The organism is Nocardia gamkensis NBRC 108242 (assembly GCF_001612985.1).
In the GTDB taxonomy this organism is placed as follows: Bacteria; Actinomycetota; Actinomycetes; order Mycobacteriales; family Mycobacteriaceae; genus Nocardia; species Nocardia gamkensis.
In genome coordinates, this window is record NZ_BDBM01000031.1 from 41,018 (window position 1) to 60,529 (window position 19,512).

Sequence of the window (19,512 nt, forward strand, 5' to 3'; positions counted from 1 at the left end):
GCATTTTCAGATCTCTGGTGAGGTTCCGGCGGCGAACGCTATCGAGCGTGTGGTGTCCTGATTCGTTGCGGCTTTCGCTGTTTCGGTGACATCGCGGTCGATGGTCCAGCGTGTGCGGTTCGGGACTTGTCGATGGCGCTGGTCGCTTCGGCCTGGATCCATACGCCGATCATCCGCCCGGTCATGGCGATAGTCCGGTGGCGCAGGTCGGGGTCGACGTCTGTCGCTGTGGCGCGCAGGACCGCGGCGAAGCTGGTGTTGATCAGTACAAACGTCATCGTATCGTGTGCGCCGTCGTCACCGGGCCCGAGGAGCTGGACGAGCAGTGTGTTGACCAAGCGATTCAGGCGGGGTTCGAACTCGGGCAGACCGCTGCTGTAGAACTGCACGCCCCCGATCAGAGCGCGCACCAGGGTGGCGTTGGCGGCCAGTTCGGCCGCGAACAAATGCAGCATCTCGGTGATCACCTGCGGTGCCGAGGACAGCAGATCGGGCCTCGGTTGCTGCGACAGCTCGGAGACCCAACCGGCGAAGCGGCGTTCGACGTGGTCGAGCATGCGGTCGAGCAGGGCGTCGACGATGACATCACGGGCGGCGAAGTATCGGTAGACCGTGCCGATGCTCACCCCGGCCTCCGCCGCGATCCGGTTGGTCGAGGTCGTCGAGATTCCGCGCTCACCGAACAACCGTGCCGCGGTATCGAGTATGTGCTCCCGGGTCGCCTTCGCGCGCTCCTGATTGGGTTGACGCCGCTGTCCGCCGGCTCGTGCGCCCACAACACCCCTAGCCTGTCCGATGAAACCGAACCGGACATATCCTAAGTGTGCATGCTATCTGCGGGGAGCGGATCGTCGAGGGATCTCGGCCTGCCGGTCACCGGCGGATCGCGGCGATATTCCCGACGTCCGGGTCGAGTTCCGCCACCGGGCGGCCCAGCGGTGCGACCATGTCGCTCCAGCTGCGGAACTCGGTATCCCAGCCGATTTCGTCGAGCCACTGTTCGACATCGTCGCCGAGGCCGCCGGCCGCGCGCGGAGGGGCCGCATCGCCGGAGACGAGGCGGCGCAACTCGGGATACGGGCCTGCCGTGGCGTCGACCCGGAATCCGCTGACGCCGAAACGACTTCCTCGACAGGATAATTCGGTAAGTGTCAGAACGACTCGACGGTTCTGCTCGGGCGGCAGGTAGGCGAGCGCGCCCTCGTCCACCCAATAGGTCGGGATATCGGGACGGAAACCGTTCTTCCTCAGCGCCGTTGCCCAATCCTCCGCCAGATCCATGGCGATGACCTGGCGTCGACAGGTCGCGGTGGAACCGGCCCGGGTCAGTACAGGCTCCTTGAACGCGAACAGCCCGGGCAGGTCTATCTCGAAGACGTGTACGGACTCCGGTAGCCCCATCCGGAAGGCGCGAGTGTCCAAGCCGGCGCCGAGCAAGACGATCTGGCGACAACCGGCGTCGATCGCCTCACGTACCCGATCATCGACCACCCGCACACCGAGGCTGCGCCCGGCATAGAACTGCTCCGCCAGGGTCTCGAGCCGGGCCCAGCGCTCGGGTTCGAAATCCGACCGGGCGGCGGCGACGAACTGCTTCGCCCACGGGTCGTCGTACAGCCGATCCGGCCGCTCGGATTCGCGTGCCCGGATCATCGCGACCCCGATCGCGGTCATGGCCGCGCCCACGACGGGCGCCTTCGCTGCCTCTTCGGTCATCGGTTCTCCCCACAGCTCCGATTCAACTTGCCGACCGGCTAGTTATTTGTGCTAGGAGGTGACGTTAAGCTCCACCTAGCCGGTCGTCAAGCAAAATCGAGGAATCCCATGGATAGGCGTCGCAGCGACACCCGGGAACGAATTCGTTCCGTCGCCATGGAACTGTTCTCCGAACGCGGTTATGAGAAGACGTCGCTGCGGGAGATCGCCGAACGCCTCGGCATCACCAAAGCCGCGCTCTACTACCACTTCCGCACCAAGGAAGACATCGTCGCAAGCCTTTCGGAGGATCTGCGCCGCGGCATCGACGACATCGTCGAGTGGGCCGAATCCGCACCGCCGGGCCCCGAACGCGCCCGGCAGATCGTCAGCCGCTACGGCGCACTGCTCCACGGGCTCGGCAAGGATATGATCCGCTTCTGGGCCGAAAACCAGCCCGCCTTCCGGGACCTCGGCTTCGGGACCAGCCTGCGCTACCAGTTCCGAGTTCTCGCCGGTCTGATGACCCAGCCCGACTCCTCGCCGCTGGCGGAATTCCACGCCCGCCAAGCCCTGCTGGCCATCAGTTGGAGCCTGTCCATGATGGGCGACCTCGACATCAGCGACGAGGACAGCTATCAAGCCGCCACCGGTATCGCCTCGAGCATCGTCGACCGTATGGGGCAGCCGTGATCGGGCGCTGCCGACGGCCGCCGGCTATCAGCGCGGCACGGCCGCATACGGTGCGGCCCGTGTCACCGCCCGACGAGCCACCATTCGCGCGAAGCACACCGCTCGATTCGTCTTCACCAGGGCACCGGGCCGTCCTCGCTGAACATGCCAGCGGTCGGTCCGTCGGCGCCGAGAGTGGCCAGGCGCACCAGGACCGCGGCGCCCTGCGCGACCGTGAGGAACCCGGTGTGATTGTTGCTGTCGGTGTCGACGTAGCCGGGGCAGGCGGCATTAACGAGGAATCCGTCCTTGCGCAGTTCGTTGGCGTAGTTGACGGTCAGCGCGGCCAGCGCGGACTTGGAAGGGTTGTAGGCGGCCGACGGCAGCAAACCCGCGAAGGGGCCGTTCGGGTCGCTGATCAGAGTGAGTGAAGCGGCGTGGCTGCTGACGTTCACGATGCGCGGCGCCGGCGAGCGCCGCAGCAGTGGCAGCATCGCATTGGTCACCGCGATCACGCCGAAAACGTTGGTCTCGAACACCGCCCGGACCATCTGCAGGTCGACGGTACTGGGCACCTGATCGTGCGCGTCCTGCGGCGAAACCTGCCCGGAGCCGGTGATTCCGGCGTTGTTGATCAGCACGTCGAGTTGTCCGAAACGCTCCTCGATCCGCTTCGCCGCCTCCTCGATGGTGACCGGGTCGGTGACATCCAGGACGATGGCGTGGGCGTCGCCGCCTGCCGAGCGCAGTGCCGCCGCGGCTTCCTCTCCCCGCAGCGGATCCCTGGCTCCGAGCAGGACCGTCGTACCCAGCGCCGCGAGTTGTTCGGCGGCCCCCCGGCCGATCCCTTTGTTCGCCCCGGTGATCAGCGCGACTTTCCTGTGTGTGGTGTGCCCGCTCATGGTCGGCTCCTAGCTGTTCGTCGTGTATCGGACGAACACAAGACGCCTCCGGCCCGATCGCCATAACAGGGCAGGCGTGTGTCGTACATCACCGGTGGTGCAACGAATCAGGCGGAGCCTGCCGCGCCCGCCACGGCGTCGTGCAGCGGCACGAGGCCCGCGACGAGCAGTTGCAGGCCGAAGCGGAATTCGCTTTCCAGAGTTTGCCTCGGCAGGCAATCGGAGACGGCGATCGTGGCGGGGAACCGCGCTGGATCGAGCTGGCGATAAAGCGTGGTGATTGCCGCGGGGTTGATGTTGGCTTCGGTGTCGTGGCCTTGGAGCTGTGCGGCGAAGCCGGCGACATAGCGGGCAAGGGTGGCGTAGACGAGTGCCGCGGACTCCGGGGGAAACCCGTTGGCGAGCAGTGTGGCCAGGACTCGCTCGCGCAACACGAGCGAATTGGGTCCGATCGGCACCTGCTCGATGAGCAGGGGCGCGATCCCACGATGACGGTGCAGGACCGTGAAGATGGCCTCCGCGGCGGTGACGCACGCGCGCTGCCAGTCGCCGGCGGGTGTGTCGTCGATTTCGATCTCGCCGAGGACCGAGTCGACCACGTGGGCGATGAGTTCGGCACGATTGGCGACCGCTCGGTAGAGCACGGCGGTGCCCGTTTCGAGACGTTGCGCGAGCGTTCGCATCGACAGCGCGTCGGCGCCTTCCTCGTCGATGATGCGCAGCGCGGTCGTCACGATCCGCTCGAACGGGACCCGCGGACGGCCGGGGGAGCGGCGAGCCGGGGTCTCGACGGCGTCTGAATCGGCAGTGGTCACACTCGCATTGTTGCGCATCGAAAAGTTGGACATATGACCATCATGTATCGGTCACGATGTTGCCGATATCGCTTGACCTGTGCGCATATATCGGCAACACTGTCACCATTATGAGTAGACGAGCAGCCGCCGATGACTACATCGACTCTGATTCGCGCTTCGCGATCGTCGAGGGCCGTAACCTCCACTACAAGCGGGCCGGGACGGGGCCGTCCGTGTGCCTTCTGCATGGCAGTGGCTCCTCGCTGCACTGCTTCGACCAGGTGGCCGCCGCGCTGTCGTCGTCGTTCGATGTGATTCGCCCGGACCTGCCCGGCTTCGGGCTCACGGGTCCGCGCGCCGACCGGGACTACCGGATACAAACCTTCGCCGAGACGGTCGCCGCCTTCTTGGACGCCATCGCAGTCTCCAAGGCTTCGCTGGTCGGCAATTCCCTCGGCGGCAATATCGCCTGGAACTTCGCGCTGGATTACCCGCAGCGGGTGGACCGGCTGGTGTTGATCAATGCCACCGGTTACCCGGGCAAGTCGTTGCCGTTGGCGCTGTGGCTGGCGCGTAACCCCGCCTGTCGCGTGTTGATGCGCAAATTGTCGTCTCGATCGGCCACCGAACGCAATCTGCGATCGGCGGTGGGGTCGCGCAAGTCGGTGGTGGATGACGCGATGGTCGACCGGGTGCACGCGATGCTGACCCGGCCCGGCAACCAAGAGGCGTTCATCGACTTCGCCAACACCGAACAGATCGACCGCACCGCCGAGATTCCGGCCATCGAAGCGTCCACGCTGGTGCTGCGCAGCGCATCCGTCGACGGACAGTATTTCAGTCGCGATATCGCAGGCAGCGTCGAACGGATTCACCCCAGCGGCGGCCACCTGCTGCCCGACGAAGATCCGGACTGGGTGACCAGCGCGTTATTGAACTTCTTGACTGCCGAGGCGGACTCGTCGACGGAGGGACAGTGATGAAGTACTTCGTGGTGCCCGGCGAGTCCCGCCACTTGGACCAGGCCACACGTGCCGAGTTACGTGGTGACTTCATCGAATGCGGTGATGGGATCACGCATTACGAGATGGCCGGGCCCGAGGGCGGCGAGGTCGTCGTATTCGCGGGCAGTCTGACCACCCCGCTGTTCTACTGGGATCAACTCGTCGGCGAGCTGCATTCGCGCGGATTCCGTACCGTTACCTTCAGTGCCTACGGACGTGGCTATTCCGATCGTGTGGCGGCTGCCTACGATGAGGCCCTGTTCGTGCGGCAAATCGCTGAGCTGACCCAGCGGCTGGATCTGGCCGAGCCTTTCCACCTCGTCGGAGCTTCGATGGGTGCATTGGTGGCTATGGCTTTCCACATTGTTTCGCCTTGCGGGCACATGGTGCCCTACGAGGAGCCCGCCCGGACGAGTCTGCTGTTCACCGCGTTTGTCGATACTGCCAGAAAAGAGTCGTCACGATGAAGACCGAACCGACCGACGTTCTCGTCGTCGGCGCCGGGCCGACCGGCACTGCCCTGGCGATCGATCTGACCCGCCGCGGCCTGGCGGTACGGATAATCGACAAAGCCGCGATGTCCTTCGACGGTTCACGCGCCAAGGGAATCCAGCCGCGCAGCCTGGAAGTGCTCGAGGATCTCGGCGTCCTCGACGATATCCGCGCAGGCGGCGCCGAGTACCCCCTGCTGGGCATCCATGCGGGTCCGGTGACGATTCCGTGGCACATGGTCTCCCGCAGCGAGCTGACATCCGATGTGCCGCATCCGAATACGTGGTTGATTCCGCAATTCCGCACGGATGCCGCGCTGCGCGCCGGATTGCAGCGGCTGGGCGTGACGGTCGAATCGAAACGTGAACTCGTCGGATTCGAGCAACATCGGGATGCGGTCGTTGCGACGGTCGCCGGCGGCGACGGTGCCGAAGAGATCGGCGCTCGCTACCTTGTCGGCGCCGACGGTGGGGCGAGCACGGTCCGAAAAACGGCGGGCATCGGTTTCGAGGGCGCGACGGACGAAGCCGATCGGATGATCATCGTCGACGCCGTGGTGGACGGTCTTTCCCGGAACCGCTGGCATGTGTGGCCGCGTCCGGACGGCCGGTTCGTCGGCGCGTGCCCGCTGCCGCACTCCGATGTCTTCCAGGTGATGATCCGTCTGCAACCCGGTGAGGAGCCCGCCCTCGACGAGGACAGCCTGAACGCGCGCATCCGCAAGCACACCGGCGACAAGCGCATCCGCTTGTCGCGCATCGGTTGGACATCGGTATTCCGCCCCAATATTCGCCTGGCGGACCGGTACCGGGCGGGACGGGTATTCATCGCCGGTGACGCCGCTCATGTCCATCCCCCCGCGGGTGCGCAAGGACTCAATACCGGTTTGCAGGATGCCTACAACCTGGGCTGGAAACTCGGCCAGGTGCTCGCCGGCGCACCGGACAGTCTGCTCGACACCTACGAGGCCGAGCGGCAGCCGATCGCGGCCGGAGTCTTGGGCTTGTCGACCAAGAAATACGAGGGCCTGGCCAAACTCGAGCCGTCTTCGATCAAACGCGGCGACGACGAACGCCAGCTCGGCCTGCGTTACCGCGGCGGCCCACTGGTCACGGCCGATGCCGAACAAACCGGAACGCTGCGGGTGGGCGACCGGGCGCCGGACGCGAAACTGCTGAACGCGGCCGGAGGAGCGCAGCGCCTGTTCGACCTCTTCTCCGGACCGCATTTCACCGCGATCGGCTACCGCCGCGCGGCCGTGAAGGAACTGGCCGCGTTGACGTGGCCGTCGTCGGGCGCGGGATTGAAGAAGGTCGCTATCAATGGCGGAGAGCAGGCGGACGCCGATGTCCTGCTCGCCGACATCACCGATTCCTTCGCCCGGATCTACGGTGTAGCCGATTCCGCACTCCTGTTGATCCGTCCCGACGGCTACATCGGCTCCATCGCCACCACCGACATGGCGCGGGTAACCATGGCGCACGCCGGCGCGATGATCCCAGCCGTCTCCGATTCGCAGCGCTGCTGAGGGCGTTCACGAGTGTGGAAATGCGCTGATGTGGCATCTGATGGTCGATTTCGGTACCGGTTCACCATTGCATTTCGTTGCCTCCTACGAGGCGGCTGTGACGTTCGCGCGGGAGGCCATCGAAGGGGGCTGGGCTCGGGCCGTCGCTGTAGATGATCGAGTGGAGCAGAGCTATCCGGCTATGCCTTGCCAATGCCTGTTCTCACCGCCGAACGGGCAGGATCCGGCGCCCATGTTCTGAAACGCCGGACGGTCCAGCCGGAGTGCGGCGACGAAGTAGCCCGTCGCCGTGGAGTACTCCGAGTGGGGCTCGACGCGGTTTCACGAAGCTGGTCGTATGGTCCGGAGTACACTGAATTCGCTACAAATTGTCGGCGGATTTCTGAAACGATCCGCGCGCTCGCACCGGTGGCGGGCAGTGCCCGGCCGCGTTATTGCCGACTGGAACATGACCGGGATATTCGCCCGCCGACGATAGCGCCGACTCTCGACTGTCGGCCTGGCTGAATCAACCAGTGTGGCGCCACCCGCTCGGGCGGGGGTTGGAATGTAATCACCGTTTGCCAGTCGGGTGGTCATGGGACGGCACGATGGATGACACGTTACTAGGTAACGGGGACGCCGCTCGGGGGCCTGCGGAGCCGTTCGGACGCTATCGGCTTCTGTCGCTGCTGGGGCAGGGCGGCATGGGCCAGGTGTGGCGGGCGCACGATTCGCTGACCAACCGGGTGGTGGCGCTCAAGGTGTTGCCCGAGCGCTTCGCGGATGACGAGCAACTGCGAGAGCGGTTCCGTCGAGAGTGCCGGGCGGTGGCACAGTTGACCGAGCCGCATGTGATCCCCATCCACGACTTCGGCGATATCGACGGTCGGCTCTATTTGAATATGCGCTTGATCGAGGGCACCGACCTGCGCACGGTGATCACCCGCGAAGGGGCCCTGTCGCCGAAGCGGGCAGCGGCGATCACCGCACAGGTGGCCGGCGCGCTACAGGCGGCCCACGACGCCGGCCTTGTCCACCGCGATGTCAAACCCTCCAACATCCTGCTGGGGGACGACGAGTTCGCCTCCCTGATCGACTTCGGAATCGCCCACGCCGCCGACGACCGTACGTTGACCACTATCGGCGAGACCATCGGCACCGTCGCCTACATGGCGCCGGAGGAGATCAGCACGGAGGTCAAGGCCGATGCCCGAGTGGACGTGTACGCGTTGACCTGCGTGCTGTATGAGTGCCTGACCGGCAGGCCGCCGTTTGCGAGCGCATCGGGACCGCAGGGTGTGATCGCCCATCACCTGCACAGCCCGCCGCCGCGTCCCAGCGCCGATACGCCCGATGTACCGGCTGCGTTCGATGCGGTCATCGCCAGGGGAATGGCCAAAAACCCCGACGATCGTTACCAGACCGCGCGCGAGCTGGCCGCGGCGGCCCGTGCCGCGGTGGACGATTCCGTGGCCGACACCACCGGGGGCGTGGCGGCGCGCCATGGGTGGCGAATCGGATTGTCGCCCAAGACCGCTGCGCTGCTCGCCGCCACGGTCGCGGTTACGGTGGTGGCCGTCGTAGCTGTCGTCGCCGGTGTCCAACGGGGCTCGGGCGGCGGTGGCGACTCGCCCAACTCGGCTCAGACTCCGCTGCCGTTCAGCGGCGTCAGCCTGCCCACCGATGTGGCGGTCGACACGGCCGGCAACATATATGTCACCGACATGGGCAACGATCGGGTGTTGAAGTTGGCGGCGGGCGCTTCGGCGCCGGCGCCGCTGCCGTTCACCGGCCTGAATAATCCCCAGGGTGTGGCAGTCGACACGGCTGGCAACGTATACGTGACCGACACGAGTAACGATCGGGTGTTGAGGTTGGGGGCGGGCGCGTCCACGCCGGCGCCGCTGCCGTTCACCGGCCTGAAGAACCCCCAAGGTGTGGCCGTCGACGTGGCGGGAGACGTGTACGTCGCCGACTGGGGTAATGATCGGGTGTTGAGGTTGGGGGCGGGCGCGTCGGCGCCGACGACGCTACCGTTCACGGGGCTGCGAGATCCCCAGGGGGTGGCGGTCGACGCTGCGGGCAACGTCTATGTCACCGAATTGGGTACCGAGCGGGTGTTGAGGCTGGCGCCGGGCGCATCGGCGCCGACCATGTTGCCATTCATCGGGCTCAAAGATCCCCAGGGTGTGGCCGTGGATGGGGCGGGGGACCTGTACGTCGTCGACTGGGGCAACAAATGGGTGGTGAGGTTGGGGGCGGGCGCGTCGACGCCGACGCCGCTGCCGTTCGCCGGCCTGAAGAATCCCCAGGGGGTGGCGGTCGACGCTGCGGGCAACGTCTACGTCACCGACCTGGGCCCCGATCCGGTGGTGAAATTCCCGGTCGGCTGATTCGGGGGATACGGAGATCCTGTATGCGGGCGTCGCATGGATCGATTGCTCGACGAGTCATCCGCCTGCCCGGCCCACCGGCCGGACCCAGGCCGATCATGGCACGTCGAATGTCATGACAGGTATCGGCATCCCGTGAAGAGGATGTCGGTGGCTCGGGAGCGACTGATGAGCCCGGTGGCCGAACGTTCGAGTTGTTGCAGCACTTGTTCGATGTCCACGCCGAGTAGTCGGCCCTCGCGTTTGACGATGCGCCCGTCGACGATCACGGTGTCGACGTTGCTGGTGTCCATGTGCTGGACGACGGCGCCCGCCGCGTGATCGACCGGTCCGGCGTCGAGTGTGCGGGTGTCGAGTGTGATGACGTCGGCACGCTTGCCCGGAGTGAGGGACCCGACCAGATGGTCGAGGTGCGCGCCTCCGGCTCCGCCGAGCGTTGCCATTCGGAGTGTGTCTCGCACCGTGATCGGCTGAACCTCGGGTGAGTTGCTCTGTATCGCCGCGTGGATGCGGCTGCGCTGCCAATGGAAGGCCGCACGCATCTGGGAGAAGAAGTCGACAGGCGCGATGCCCACTGTGTCCGTGCCGAAACTCGTCGAAATGCCGTGCTCCAGAGCAGTTTGCAAGGCCGGCTGGCCCATGGCGAGCGATTGCTCCGCGCTGGTGGAGACCGATACCCTGCCGCCGGTTCGTTCGATGGCTCGCCATGCGGGGTCCTCGATACCGAGGCAGTGGATGTAGGTGATCCAGGGACCGAGCAGCCCCTCCTTTTCGAACTGCTCGAGCACATGCCCCCAGCGCCCTGGCGACCGACCGCGTGCCCTCGCCGCGGACTGTATGGATCGTAATCCCGTTCATGTAGGAACCGGACAGGCAGTTGACGCATCGCATACAGCCCCGATGTGCCTCGGTGACAACGCGATCGCCCACCGAGAACTCGTCGACGGCGCTGCCGACCGCGGCAACGACACCCGCGTACTCGTGGCCGGGAACGAACAGCTCGTCGATGATGCGGCCAGGAGCACCAGCGGGCTTGGTGAACGCGGCACCGACTTCGTTTCGGCGGTCATAGCTTACGTTGGAGCTTGGTCCAGCCGGTCCAGCCTCGCTTCGTCAGCAGTTCGATGAGTCGGCGGGCCGGCGGTGCGTTGTCGAACGCCAGCGTGTCCAGCAGCTCGACCAGCGATGGCTCGAGTTCGACGTCGTCGACATACCATTCGCCCCGCTCGTCGGCCATCTGCGTGATGTATGCGGCCATCTTGTCGGCCAGCACGACCAGCTTCGGGTCGTCGCCGGTCCGGTCGAGTGCCTGGCTCAGGGTGAGATAGAACTCGACTAGTTGTTGGTCGCCGATCTGCTCTCGCTTACGCGTCATCCATTCGGGGACTCGTTCGGGTGAGTGCGCGGCCAGTAGGATCCAGCCGTCGCGTTCGACCTGGACAATCCGCTCATCGACCCCCAGCGCTCGAAGTCGGTCGAGAAACTCGACGACTTCTGATGGCAGTGCCAGGTTGCCTCCAGCGGCGAGGTGGGCGATCCGCTCACGGTGCCGCTGTCGCTCACGGATCTCCGCCCGCAGCCGCTCGTCGATGTCCGCGACCGCCGCGGCGAGCTCCTGTTCGTTGGCCCGGAGTAGTTCTCGCACGCGTGCCAGTGGAACCCCGGCCTCGGCGAGGGTCCGGATCTTGATCAGTTCGACCACATCTCCAGCGTCGTATCTCCGATAACCGGAGTGGTCGCGCTCTGGCTCCGGCAGCAGCCCCTTGGCGTGATAGTGCCGTACTGCGCGCACTGTCACGCCGGCATGAGAGGCCAGCTCGCCGATGGTCAGCATCAGACCGGTGTGCCTGGACATGAGGTTACGAAGCGGTCTGGCTTGCTGGAGCTTGTGTGCGCCGGATGATCTGGGCGATGTCCGGGGCATGGGTGATGACCAGGCGGTGATCGGCGTCGAGCCAGGACGTGGAGATGTCCGGCCGCTCGCGGACGAGCCGTTCGATGCCGGCGCGCCAGTTCCCGTTGCGCCGAGTTGCGCGCGCTTCGCCGCTGTCGCCGGCCATCGAGGCCGACATGATCATGCTGATCGGACGATCGATCTTCCGGTAACTGTCGAGGATTGCGGAGCGCATCGCATCCACCTCTACATTCAGGTCGAGGATTTCCTGTGCGGTGAGCACTACCTGACGTGCGGTGCCGTTGGCGCGCTGGACCTCTTGCCGCAGTTTTTCCGCCATCGCCGTGAATTCCGGCAGGTCTGCCTCGGTGATGAATGGTTCGGGCACCGGGTTCGCCCCGTCGATGAGGACGAGTCCGGCGACGGTGTCATCATGCTCGGCGGCGTAGTGCACGATCAGGTCCGCGCCCAGCGAGTGGCCCACGAGCACGGGCGCCGAAGGCAGGCCGAGACGCCCGAGTTCCGCCATCACGGTGATGAAGTCGCCCAGGAATGCTTCGAAGGTGTACCGGTCGGCGGCCGATGCGAGGCCGTGGCCCCGGAGGTCGAAGGTCACTACATCGTGGTCGTACCGCAGCAGTGTGGCCAGCTCGTGCAGATCGTCCTGTGTCGACAGCAGTCCGGGACACAGGACCAGCGGTCGTCCCCGGCCTCCGCGAGATACCGGGATCGTGACACCGTCGTGGTAAACCGTGAAGTGCTGCATTACCTCAGATTCCGCTGGCATGCCGATCATGATGCGGGGTTGCCCCTGCGTCAAAGTCAACCTCCGGCCGACGCATTCTCCTCACACGGCAACCAACCACCAGGTCGTGAACAGCCGGCACGATGATCAAACCTGCGCTGCGTCGTCGTGGCGGGGGTCGTCGGAGAGCGTCCAGTGTGGTGGCTGTCTTGACCGGCCGAGTGTTCGACCCGTGTGACCGGTCCGCAGAGTTTCCGGCGAACTCGGGATACGGTGTGATCGACTCACCATCGCGTATCGGAGGTATCGAACGTTGGCCGCATTGGAATTGGGGTCAGTGTTCGCCGGATACACCATCGAACGCCTTCTCGGTGTCGGCGGCATGGGCGAGGTTTACGTCGCCCGACATCCACGGCTGCCTCGCTCCGACGCGGTGAAGGTGCTTGCCGCGCAGTTCACCCGCGACGACTCGTACCGCCGCCGCTTCGAGCGCGAGGCCGACCTCGCCGCATCCCTGTCGCATCCCGGCATCGTCAGCGTCCACGACCGTGGAGAATCCGACGGGCGATTGTGGATCGCGCTGGAGCTGATCGACGGCATCGATTTATCGGCGTCGCTCACCTCCTCGCCGGGCGGGTTGCCCGGCGCCGATGTGGCACGTGCGATCATGGAGGTAGCCGATGCGCTCGACTACGCGGGTGCTCGGGGGCTGATCCATCGAGATGTGAAACCCGCCAACATTCTGCTCGCCAGGACCGGCCACTACCTGCTGACCGATTTCGGGATCGCACGAATGGGACCGGAGAACTCCGATCTCACCGGAACGGGCCTGACCCTCGGCACCATCGCATACGCATCCCCTGAGCAGATGCGGGGGCTGCCTGTCGACCCGCGATCCGACCAGTATTCACTGGCCGCCACCGCCTTTCATCTGCTCACCGGCGCGCAGCCGTTCACCGGCATCAATCCCGTCGCGGTGATCATGGCTCACGCCCAGCAGCCCGTTCCCAGTGTGCGAGAGCATCGGCCCGATCTCGCGCCGCACGTCGATTCGGTGATCGGACGGGCGATGGCGAAGAGTCCGGAGCATCGCTTTCCCACCAGTAAGGATTTCGCGACCGCCCTCGGTCACGCTCTCGCCACGCCCGCGACGCACCGACAATCGTCGGCCGCGACCGCGGTGGTGGCCGACCGCTACGCAGCCACCGTCGTCCGACCGTCCCCTCTCAGCCCCGGACCGCATCATCCGGCCCCGCCGGGTCCCGTGGGAACGGGATCACGAAACGCTCAGCGCCGCAATACGCCTCGCCTCATCGGAGCAATGGTGGTCACGGTGGCGCTGGTTGTCGTCGGCTTGCTGGGTGTCCGGGCATTCATGCACGACGCGGGTGCGGAGGAAGCCGCGCGGCTGCCTCGTCAACCCGTGACGCCGATTCTGCCGTCGCTCGACAAGCGCCCCGACACCGCGATCTGGACGTTGCAGGATATTCCCGGCCCTCCCGGCTCCCAGCCGAACGGCACGTCAGCGCTCGGCGGAGATTCCGACATCGTCATCTTCGGCCGCAGAGTCCGCCTGGCCGACGCGAACCGCATCCAGTACCTCGACATAATCGATGCGAATACCGGTCGGCTCCGGGTCGGCACCGAGCCCATCGTGGTGGACACGAGCCAACGAAGCCTCAACCGCTGTGTCGTCAGCGCAAATCATTCGGCAGCCGCCTGCCACCTCGACAGTTCGTCGGCACCCTCCGATGCCGTGGTGGTCGTCGACCTCGAGGCGAGCCGGATCATCGACACCTTTCCCGCTACGGGCCAAATCGAAGGCTTGACCGCCGCGGGTGGGCGTTTCGTCTTCGTGGACAGGGCGGATCTGTCTCAACCGCCGTCACTGCGATCGATCGGTGAGGATGGCCGGGAACTCCCGGCCATCCGCTGGACCGATGCCAACCCGCGTCCGCGGTCGACGCAACCACTCCATTCGATCGAAGTCTTCGACTCGGTCCGTCTGGCCGTGGTCAAGTCCGCACCCGACCCCTCGGAACCGTTGTCGAAGTGGGAGTTCCGTGTGGTCCGGCTCGAAGACGGCCAAGAGGTGTTCCGCCGGGACTCGGTCGAAGAGATCGGTGACGAGGACTGGAACGTCTTCATCGACGGATTCGTCGTCGCCGACGGCCGGTCACCGACCGGGATCTACGACCGGAACGGCACCAAGACAGCGGATCTACCAAAAGGCTGGCGACCCAGCGAGCGCCCGACAACGCTGGTCGGGCCGGGGCCGGCGGAGACTTCGGTGCCGACCGCCATTCAGACTCAGGGTAATAGAACGACCTACGCGGGGATCAGTCCACGCACCGGCACCATCCTGTGGCAGAAGCAGTCATTCGGCGCCGACAACAGGCCCGAGCGACTCCTGTTGCGCGGCATCGGAACCCTGATCCTCACCTCCGATTCGGGCCGTGTGGTAGACGCCTATACCGGTGACTATGTGATCCCCGGTTTCGTACCGAAAGGCACCCAGCTCGGCACCGACGGCAGCCGGATCGCCGTCAGCGCCGACTCGGTCCATTCGGGCAACTCACTCGCGGTGTGGAGCCGCGACGGTGAAGTCTGGGAGATCACGAGCGAGTACACATCTGTGGCGATCGGCGGCAAGGTCTACGTCGGAAACCTGAGGCTCTTCTGATCCTTCGAGGTGCCCGGCCGAACCCGCGCGTCGACCGGCAACCCTGCGGACGGTTGGCAACTTCCGATCGCGATGAGCGAAGCCTCTGAGGGGCACCCTGCGTCGCCAACGATTCAGCCCTCCAGGACGGGGTTGTTTCGCCGGACGCTTGGCTATGATCGGACTGCCAAGACTATGCGAGCGGTAGCTCATCTCGAGGTAGGCGGGGGACCGATGGCGAGTAGCGAACACTCACGGCCCGCTCAAAGGCGACAAGCCAATGAGCGTGCGATCTACCGCCAGTTGCGCGAGCAAGATATGGCATTCGGTGACGCCACACCCTCTCCTCATCAGTTGGTCGCCGTTGTTTTCGACAGCGACCTGTCGGAGACCGGCGACCTCACCAGAAGGATCCGCGTCATACTCCGCCTGGGCGATCTGCAAGGAGGAACGCCAGAATATCGTTGGCGTATTCCCCATCCGCCGCGCCGGCCGCCGTTCGCCCTCGACATTCGAGTCCTGCCGAATCCTCTGGCATATCGCATCGAGCAAGCAGAGATATCGACCGATGTCGCTTGCACCACCGTTGTCTTCGATCTGAGGGACTGCGCAGCGGGAAGGATTATAGAGTTGGCATTCAGCTACTCGCTCGAGAATTCGATAGACATAACGCGCCGTGGTCTATTCGCTACGAGTCATACCTTCGTCTGGACATATACTTTCGTATCTCACACCAACTATTTCGAGACCAAACTCGGTTTTCCGAGAGGTGCGAGCCTGAGCGTCGACAGCAATGAAACCTCGCTACATGCCTTCGAACGCACTGCGGAGATCGACGGGCGTGCGGTGTACTCGTACACGAGCTGGGAGCCGCGGCAAGGTCAGACAATCAGCGGCTGCGTGACGTACCGAATCTGGTCGTCGGCGATCGAGCCGGTCATCGCGATTGCGGGTGGCGCTGTCATCGCCATTCCTGCGGCATTCGCGACGAATGTGCTCACGGGCGTCATAACCTTCGGCCTTGCCGCGCTGGTTACCGGATTCGCCCAATCCATGATCGGCCGACTGAAGTAAGTTTCAGGAGCATTCCGGCCGTATCGGAAGTCGGCTACGATACCGTAGGGGTAGTATGCGAAATAGGGAATCTCGAGTATTCGATTGGAACTCCCTGCCTGCCGGCTACGCGGCTCGATACGAACACCTCAACGAGGAATATGGGCAACTCTATTCGACTTCCGCCGAACGGCTGATGACGATTTCGGGAATCTCTCGCGGTGATGTGGTCATCGATCTGGGTGCGGGCAGCGGCTTCTCGACCGAGATTCTGGCCCATAGGGTCGGCAGGCGGGGCCGGATATTAGCCATTGATCCGAGCATCCCGATGCTCGAGCGCGCGCGCGAGAGAGCCTATCCATGTCCGATCACGTTCCATAGGGGTGAGGCGGAAGGGATCCACTCGATCGCAGAAGAGGAGGGGTTCCTCGGCTGTGACGCAGTTCTTTCCAGTTTCACCTACTACTACACCTTTCACGACCGGCCTTCTCTCCACCGCGCCGTATTCGACGTTCTCGGAACCGGCGGTAGATGGGCATTCAACCTGACCAAGTATCTCGGTGAGATCAGAATCGCGGGAAACGAATACAATGAATTCGGCAAGATTTATGTCGACCAGCTCAAGGCTACCGTTGCGCGTCATGGTATCGATCCCGGTATCCGGAACGACGAGTCATCCGGTCAGTTCACGGATACGGCATGGGAAGCGGCGGAGTTACAAGCGGCCGGATTCGTCGACGTCGAGATCGAGGCCTGGCCATTACCATTGACTCCTAGTCAAGCATTTCGCTTCACACTCGATGGTTTCTATAGTCATGGATCGCGAGTCACCTTTCTGCCGGCGCTGATGAACGTACCGATCGGCAAACGCATCGCGCTCATGCAGGAAGCTCTTGCCGACTGCGCGGACGAGCTCGACTCCCACTCTGCCCCGTATGACTCCCACTCTGCCCCGTATATAGCCAATTTCGTCGCCCGCCGTCCTGAAATTCATGGCGACGCGGCCCGATCCGAATGAGATTTTCCGCAGCCGTGCGAACCATCATCGCGGCGGGCAGCCGAACAGCGAACCGGCATCACCCTCGCCCGCGTGCAAGCCATAGCCGAACAGCTGCGGCACCCTCGAGATCGACGACCGCTGCGGGATCCGGTTCGGATCGCATCCGAAGCGGTACGAGCTATCAGCAGGATTGAACGGCCGATTACTGATCGACGCATGCGGCCATCCGTGCCCGAAATGCGGGTGGCGCGAACGTTTCCGCGTGGGCGCGGACGATGTGCGGGTCGTAATGGGCGGTGTCGAAGTCGGCCATTGCCGCGGCCAGGCGTGTGACGACGTCCGGATCGGCGCCCGGAGCGATGTGTTCGCCGGTCGTGCCCGGTCGTACCGTGTCGAGCGCGCCGCCTGCGCCGATGGCGATCACCGGGGTACCGCAGGCCATGGCTTCTACCGGGACGATGCCGAAGTCTTCCACGCCGGGCATGAGGAGGGCTCGGCAGCGTTGGTACATCTCCCGCAGGATGTCGGTAGAGGTGGCGCCCAGAAAAGTTGTCTCGGGTCCGGCGAGGGCTTCGAGCTGAGGCCGGAAGCGTCCGCCGCCCAGCACGACCAGCCGTACGCCGGCCAGTTGCGCGGCTCGTATGGCGAGATCGGCGCGTTTGTAGGGAACGAGGCGACCGGCGCAGAGAAAGAAGTCCTCCCGGGCACGTGTGGGATCAGGGGCGAAACGGTCGACATCGACGGGGGGATTGATCACGGTGGCGGTCAGGCCCCACCAGTCGCGGATCCGGTCGGCGACGGCGGTCGAATTGGCGATCACGCGGGTCAGGCGCGGCGCGGCTCGCAGTTCTGTGCGGCGGGCCAGTGCGCCCAGGGCGCCGAGGGCGAACTGGCCGGCCCGTCCGCCGGCTTCGCGGATGCGGAACTCTCGATCCCAGGCCCATCGCGCGGGGCTGTGCACATAGGCGATCACGGGCGCGTCGGTGGCCAATGCGGCCTGTGTGGCGAACGAGTGGTGGCTGACGACCACGGCGTCATAGCCCCGCAACGGCATACGACGCAGGGAACTGGGGACGAACGGCAGCAGCGGGGCGTGCCGACCGCGGGTCATCGTGTGGGCGCGGGAGAGCCAGGTGTCGTGGACATGCCGGACGGGCGGGCGGATTCCGTCCGGCGTGACGATCGGGGCGTAGATGTCCGCGCCGGGCCAGGTGCGGGCGAACTCGCCCACGACGGCTTCGGATCCGCCGAATTCGGTGAACCGTTCGTGGACGATGGCGATGCGGGGTGTGGTCATCGAGATGTGCTCGTTTCGATCAGCCGCGGTGCGGCGGTGCGGCGAATCGCGGGAGCGACCGATCGTCCGCGCAGCAGTCCGTCGACGGTGCCGCGTTCGAGGGCGGTCCGGTACACCTCGGCCGCGGCCGCGCAAGCCGACAGGGTGGTGGCGATCGCGTCGTGATCGTGTGCCGCCGAGGTGACGAAGGATTGCCCGAGTACTCCGCGTTGGAGCAGTTCTTGCAGGAACAATGTGCGGAATGCCTGGCTGGGTTTTCCGTGGGAATCGAGGGTTTCGAAGATGAGACAGGAGGAGCGACCGCGGACCCGGAGGTGATCACCGATGCCGAGTTCGTCTGCCAGCGCGGCGAATCCGGTCGCCAATGCGGCGCCGGCCGATTCCATACGGGAGATCGGTTCGCCGGTCCGGTAGGCCGCGGCGACCGCGCGGAAGGCCGCGAGCCCGCTGGTTTCCGGGCCGTGCGTGGTGGACAGCAGGAAGACGCGGTCGGCGCCGGTGCGCAGGCCGCCCCGCTCGAGGTATTCGCGTCGCCCGGCGAGCGCCGAGATGGGGAATCCGTTACCCATGGCCTTGCCCCAACAAGACAGGTCGGGAGTCACGCCGTAAACGGATTGCGCGCCGCCTGCGGCCCAGCGGAATCCGGTGATCATCTCGTCGAAAACCAGCAAGGTGCCGTGCCGATCGCACAGCGCGCGTACCGCTCGGAGGTAGCCGGGCTCGGGTTCCGCCGTTGCGGTGGCCGCCTCCATGACGACCGCGGCCACGCTGTCGCCCGCCAGGACCGCGGCGAGAGCGTCGACGTCGTTGTAGGGGAACCGGACGATATCGGCGCCGACATGATCGGGGATGCCCGCCGACATCGGTGTCGTCGCGATGAACCAGTCGTCGACCGAGAAGAACGGCTGCTCGCAGACGGCGATCCGCCGGCGGCCGGACACGGCCCGGGACAGCCGGACGGCGGCGGTGGTCGCATCCGAGCCGTTCTTGGCGAACTTGACCATGTCCGCACCGGGAACGAGGTCCAGGAAGTCCTCGGCCGCGAGCAGTTCCAGTTCGGTCGGCCTGCTGAAGTTCACTCCGTCGGCGATCGTGGTCGTCACGGCGTCCAGAACCGGTGCGTAGGCATGGCCGAGGGTGACCGAACGTAAGCCCATTCCGTATTCGACATACTGGTTGCCGTCGGCGTCCCACACGCGGCATCCGTTGCCTCGCACCAGTATCGGCGCCATGTGCTCGGGGTACTGGTCGGCTCCGCGGGCATAGGTGTGAGCGCCGCCGGGCACCAGGTCGTGCAGCCGACGCTGCAGCGCATTGCTGCGGGCGAACCCGCGGTGCGGTGGGACGTCGGGGTGCAGGTTCATCTGGTGCTCCGTATGCGGTGCGGGCGGGATAC

General features: G+C 65.3%; 17 protein-coding genes and 1 pseudogene. 8 read left to right on the forward strand and 10 right to left on the reverse strand.

Annotation, left to right across the window (positions count from 1 at the left end):
* Positions 1 to 38 precede the first annotated feature (38 nt).
* Both NG1_RS23495 and NG1_RS23500 read right to left on the reverse strand, forming a co-directional pair.
* Positions 39 to 776: a TetR/AcrR family transcriptional regulator gene (locus NG1_RS23495; RefSeq protein ID WP_063910413.1), complete on the reverse strand. Its 738-nt coding sequence runs from the start codon at positions 774 to 776 to the stop codon at positions 39 to 41.
* A 97-nt stretch (positions 777 to 873) separates the two neighbouring features.
* Positions 874 to 1,716, reverse strand: a complete 843-nt coding sequence (locus NG1_RS23500) for an SAM-dependent methyltransferase (RefSeq protein WP_062974172.1) — start codon at positions 1,714 to 1,716, stop codon at positions 874 to 876.
* Between the two features lie 108 nt (positions 1,717 to 1,824).
* Here NG1_RS23500 and NG1_RS23505 point away from each other — a divergent pair, with 108 nt between their 5' ends.
* The gene (locus NG1_RS23505; protein WP_062974174.1) at positions 1,825 to 2,388 is read left to right on the forward strand and encodes a TetR/AcrR family transcriptional regulator; all 564 of its coding nucleotides are present in this window, start codon (positions 1,825 to 1,827) and stop codon (positions 2,386 to 2,388) included.
* 113 nt (positions 2,389 to 2,501) lie between these two features.
* Here NG1_RS23505 and NG1_RS23510 read toward each other — a convergent pair whose 3' ends face one another.
* Positions 2,502 to 3,269, reverse strand: a complete 768-nt coding sequence (locus NG1_RS23510) for an SDR family oxidoreductase (RefSeq protein WP_062974176.1) — start codon at positions 3,267 to 3,269, stop codon at positions 2,502 to 2,504.
* 107 nt (positions 3,270 to 3,376) lie between these two features.
* On the reverse strand, positions 3,377 to 4,084 hold the full coding sequence (locus NG1_RS23515; protein WP_245660013.1) for a TetR/AcrR family transcriptional regulator: 708 nt from the start codon (positions 4,082 to 4,084) through the stop codon (positions 3,377 to 3,379).
* A 110-nt stretch (positions 4,085 to 4,194) separates the two neighbouring features.
* On the opposite strand from NG1_RS23515, the gene NG1_RS23520 reads away from it, so the two are divergent.
* From NG1_RS23520 to NG1_RS23535, 4 genes are all read left to right on the forward strand, one after another.
* Positions 4,195 to 5,046 (forward strand): alpha/beta fold hydrolase, encoded by an 852-nt coding sequence (locus tag NG1_RS23520; protein ID WP_062974178.1) that lies wholly within the window; start codon positions 4,195 to 4,197, stop codon positions 5,044 to 5,046.
* Positions 5,046 to 5,537, forward strand: coding sequence for an alpha/beta fold hydrolase (locus tag NG1_RS23525; RefSeq protein WP_062974180.1), 492 nt, complete (start codon positions 5,046 to 5,048; stop codon positions 5,535 to 5,537). Before NG1_RS23520 ends, NG1_RS23525 begins: the two co-directional genes overlap by 1 nt.
* On the forward strand, positions 5,534 to 7,090 hold the full coding sequence (locus NG1_RS23530; protein WP_062974182.1) for an FAD-dependent oxidoreductase: 1,557 nt from the start codon (positions 5,534 to 5,536) through the stop codon (positions 7,088 to 7,090). Before NG1_RS23525 ends, NG1_RS23530 begins: the two co-directional genes overlap by 4 nt.
* A gap of 590 nt (positions 7,091 to 7,680) precedes the next feature.
* On the forward strand, positions 7,681 to 9,465 hold the full coding sequence (locus NG1_RS23535; protein WP_062974184.1) for a serine/threonine-protein kinase PknD: 1,785 nt from the start codon (positions 7,681 to 7,683) through the stop codon (positions 9,463 to 9,465).
* Positions 9,466 to 9,578: 113 nt separating this feature from the next.
* Here NG1_RS23535 and NG1_RS23540 read toward each other — a convergent pair whose 3' ends face one another.
* The 4 genes and pseudogenes from NG1_RS23540 to NG1_RS23550 form a co-directional block, all read right to left on the reverse strand.
* Positions 9,579 to 10,253 (reverse strand): amidohydrolase family protein, encoded by a 675-nt coding sequence (locus NG1_RS23540; RefSeq protein WP_062974186.1) that lies wholly within the window; start codon positions 10,251 to 10,253, stop codon positions 9,579 to 9,581.
* Positions 10,254 to 10,302: 49 nt separating this feature from the next.
* Positions 10,303 to 10,476, reverse strand: a pseudogene (locus tag NG1_RS35855) (alcohol dehydrogenase catalytic domain-containing protein); the annotation flags it as partial.
* 55 nt (positions 10,477 to 10,531) lie between these two features.
* Positions 10,532 to 11,299, reverse strand: coding sequence for a MerR family transcriptional regulator (locus tag NG1_RS23545; protein ID WP_062974272.1), 768 nt, complete (start codon positions 11,297 to 11,299; stop codon positions 10,532 to 10,534).
* A 25-nt stretch (positions 11,300 to 11,324) separates the two neighbouring features.
* Positions 11,325 to 12,146 carry an alpha/beta fold hydrolase gene (locus NG1_RS23550; RefSeq protein WP_245660014.1) on the reverse strand — a complete coding sequence of 274 codons (822 nt, stop codon included), beginning with the start codon at positions 12,144 to 12,146 and terminating at the stop codon, positions 11,325 to 11,327.
* Positions 12,147 to 12,426: 280 nt separating this feature from the next.
* Between NG1_RS23550 and NG1_RS23555 the strand changes: the two genes are divergently transcribed.
* The 3 genes from NG1_RS23555 to NG1_RS23570 all read left to right on the forward strand — a co-directional run bounded on the left by NG1_RS23555 (position 12,427) and on the right by NG1_RS23570 (position 16,837).
* Positions 12,427 to 14,787, forward strand: coding sequence for a serine/threonine-protein kinase (locus NG1_RS23555; protein ID WP_157114186.1), 2,361 nt, complete (start codon positions 12,427 to 12,429; stop codon positions 14,785 to 14,787).
* A gap of 213 nt (positions 14,788 to 15,000) precedes the next feature.
* Entirely contained in the window at positions 15,001 to 15,840 is an 840-nt protein-coding gene (locus NG1_RS36890; RefSeq protein ID WP_157114187.1) for a hypothetical protein, read from the forward strand.
* A 55-nt stretch (positions 15,841 to 15,895) separates the two neighbouring features.
* Positions 15,896 to 16,837 (forward strand): class I SAM-dependent methyltransferase, encoded by a 942-nt coding sequence (locus NG1_RS23570; RefSeq protein ID WP_084499129.1) that lies wholly within the window; start codon positions 15,896 to 15,898, stop codon positions 16,835 to 16,837.
* Between the two features lie 184 nt (positions 16,838 to 17,021).
* Here NG1_RS23570 and NG1_RS23575 read toward each other — a convergent pair whose 3' ends face one another.
* Positions 17,022 to 18,116, reverse strand: a complete 1,095-nt coding sequence (locus NG1_RS23575) for a glycosyltransferase (protein ID WP_062974198.1) — start codon at positions 18,114 to 18,116, stop codon at positions 17,022 to 17,024.
* Complete coding sequence (locus NG1_RS23580) at positions 18,113 to 19,480, reverse strand: glutamate-1-semialdehyde 2,1-aminomutase (protein WP_062974200.1); 1,368 nt, start codon at positions 19,478 to 19,480, stop codon at positions 18,113 to 18,115. Before NG1_RS23580 ends, NG1_RS23575 begins: the two co-directional genes overlap by 4 nt.
* Between the last annotated feature and the right edge of the window lie 32 nt (positions 19,481 to 19,512).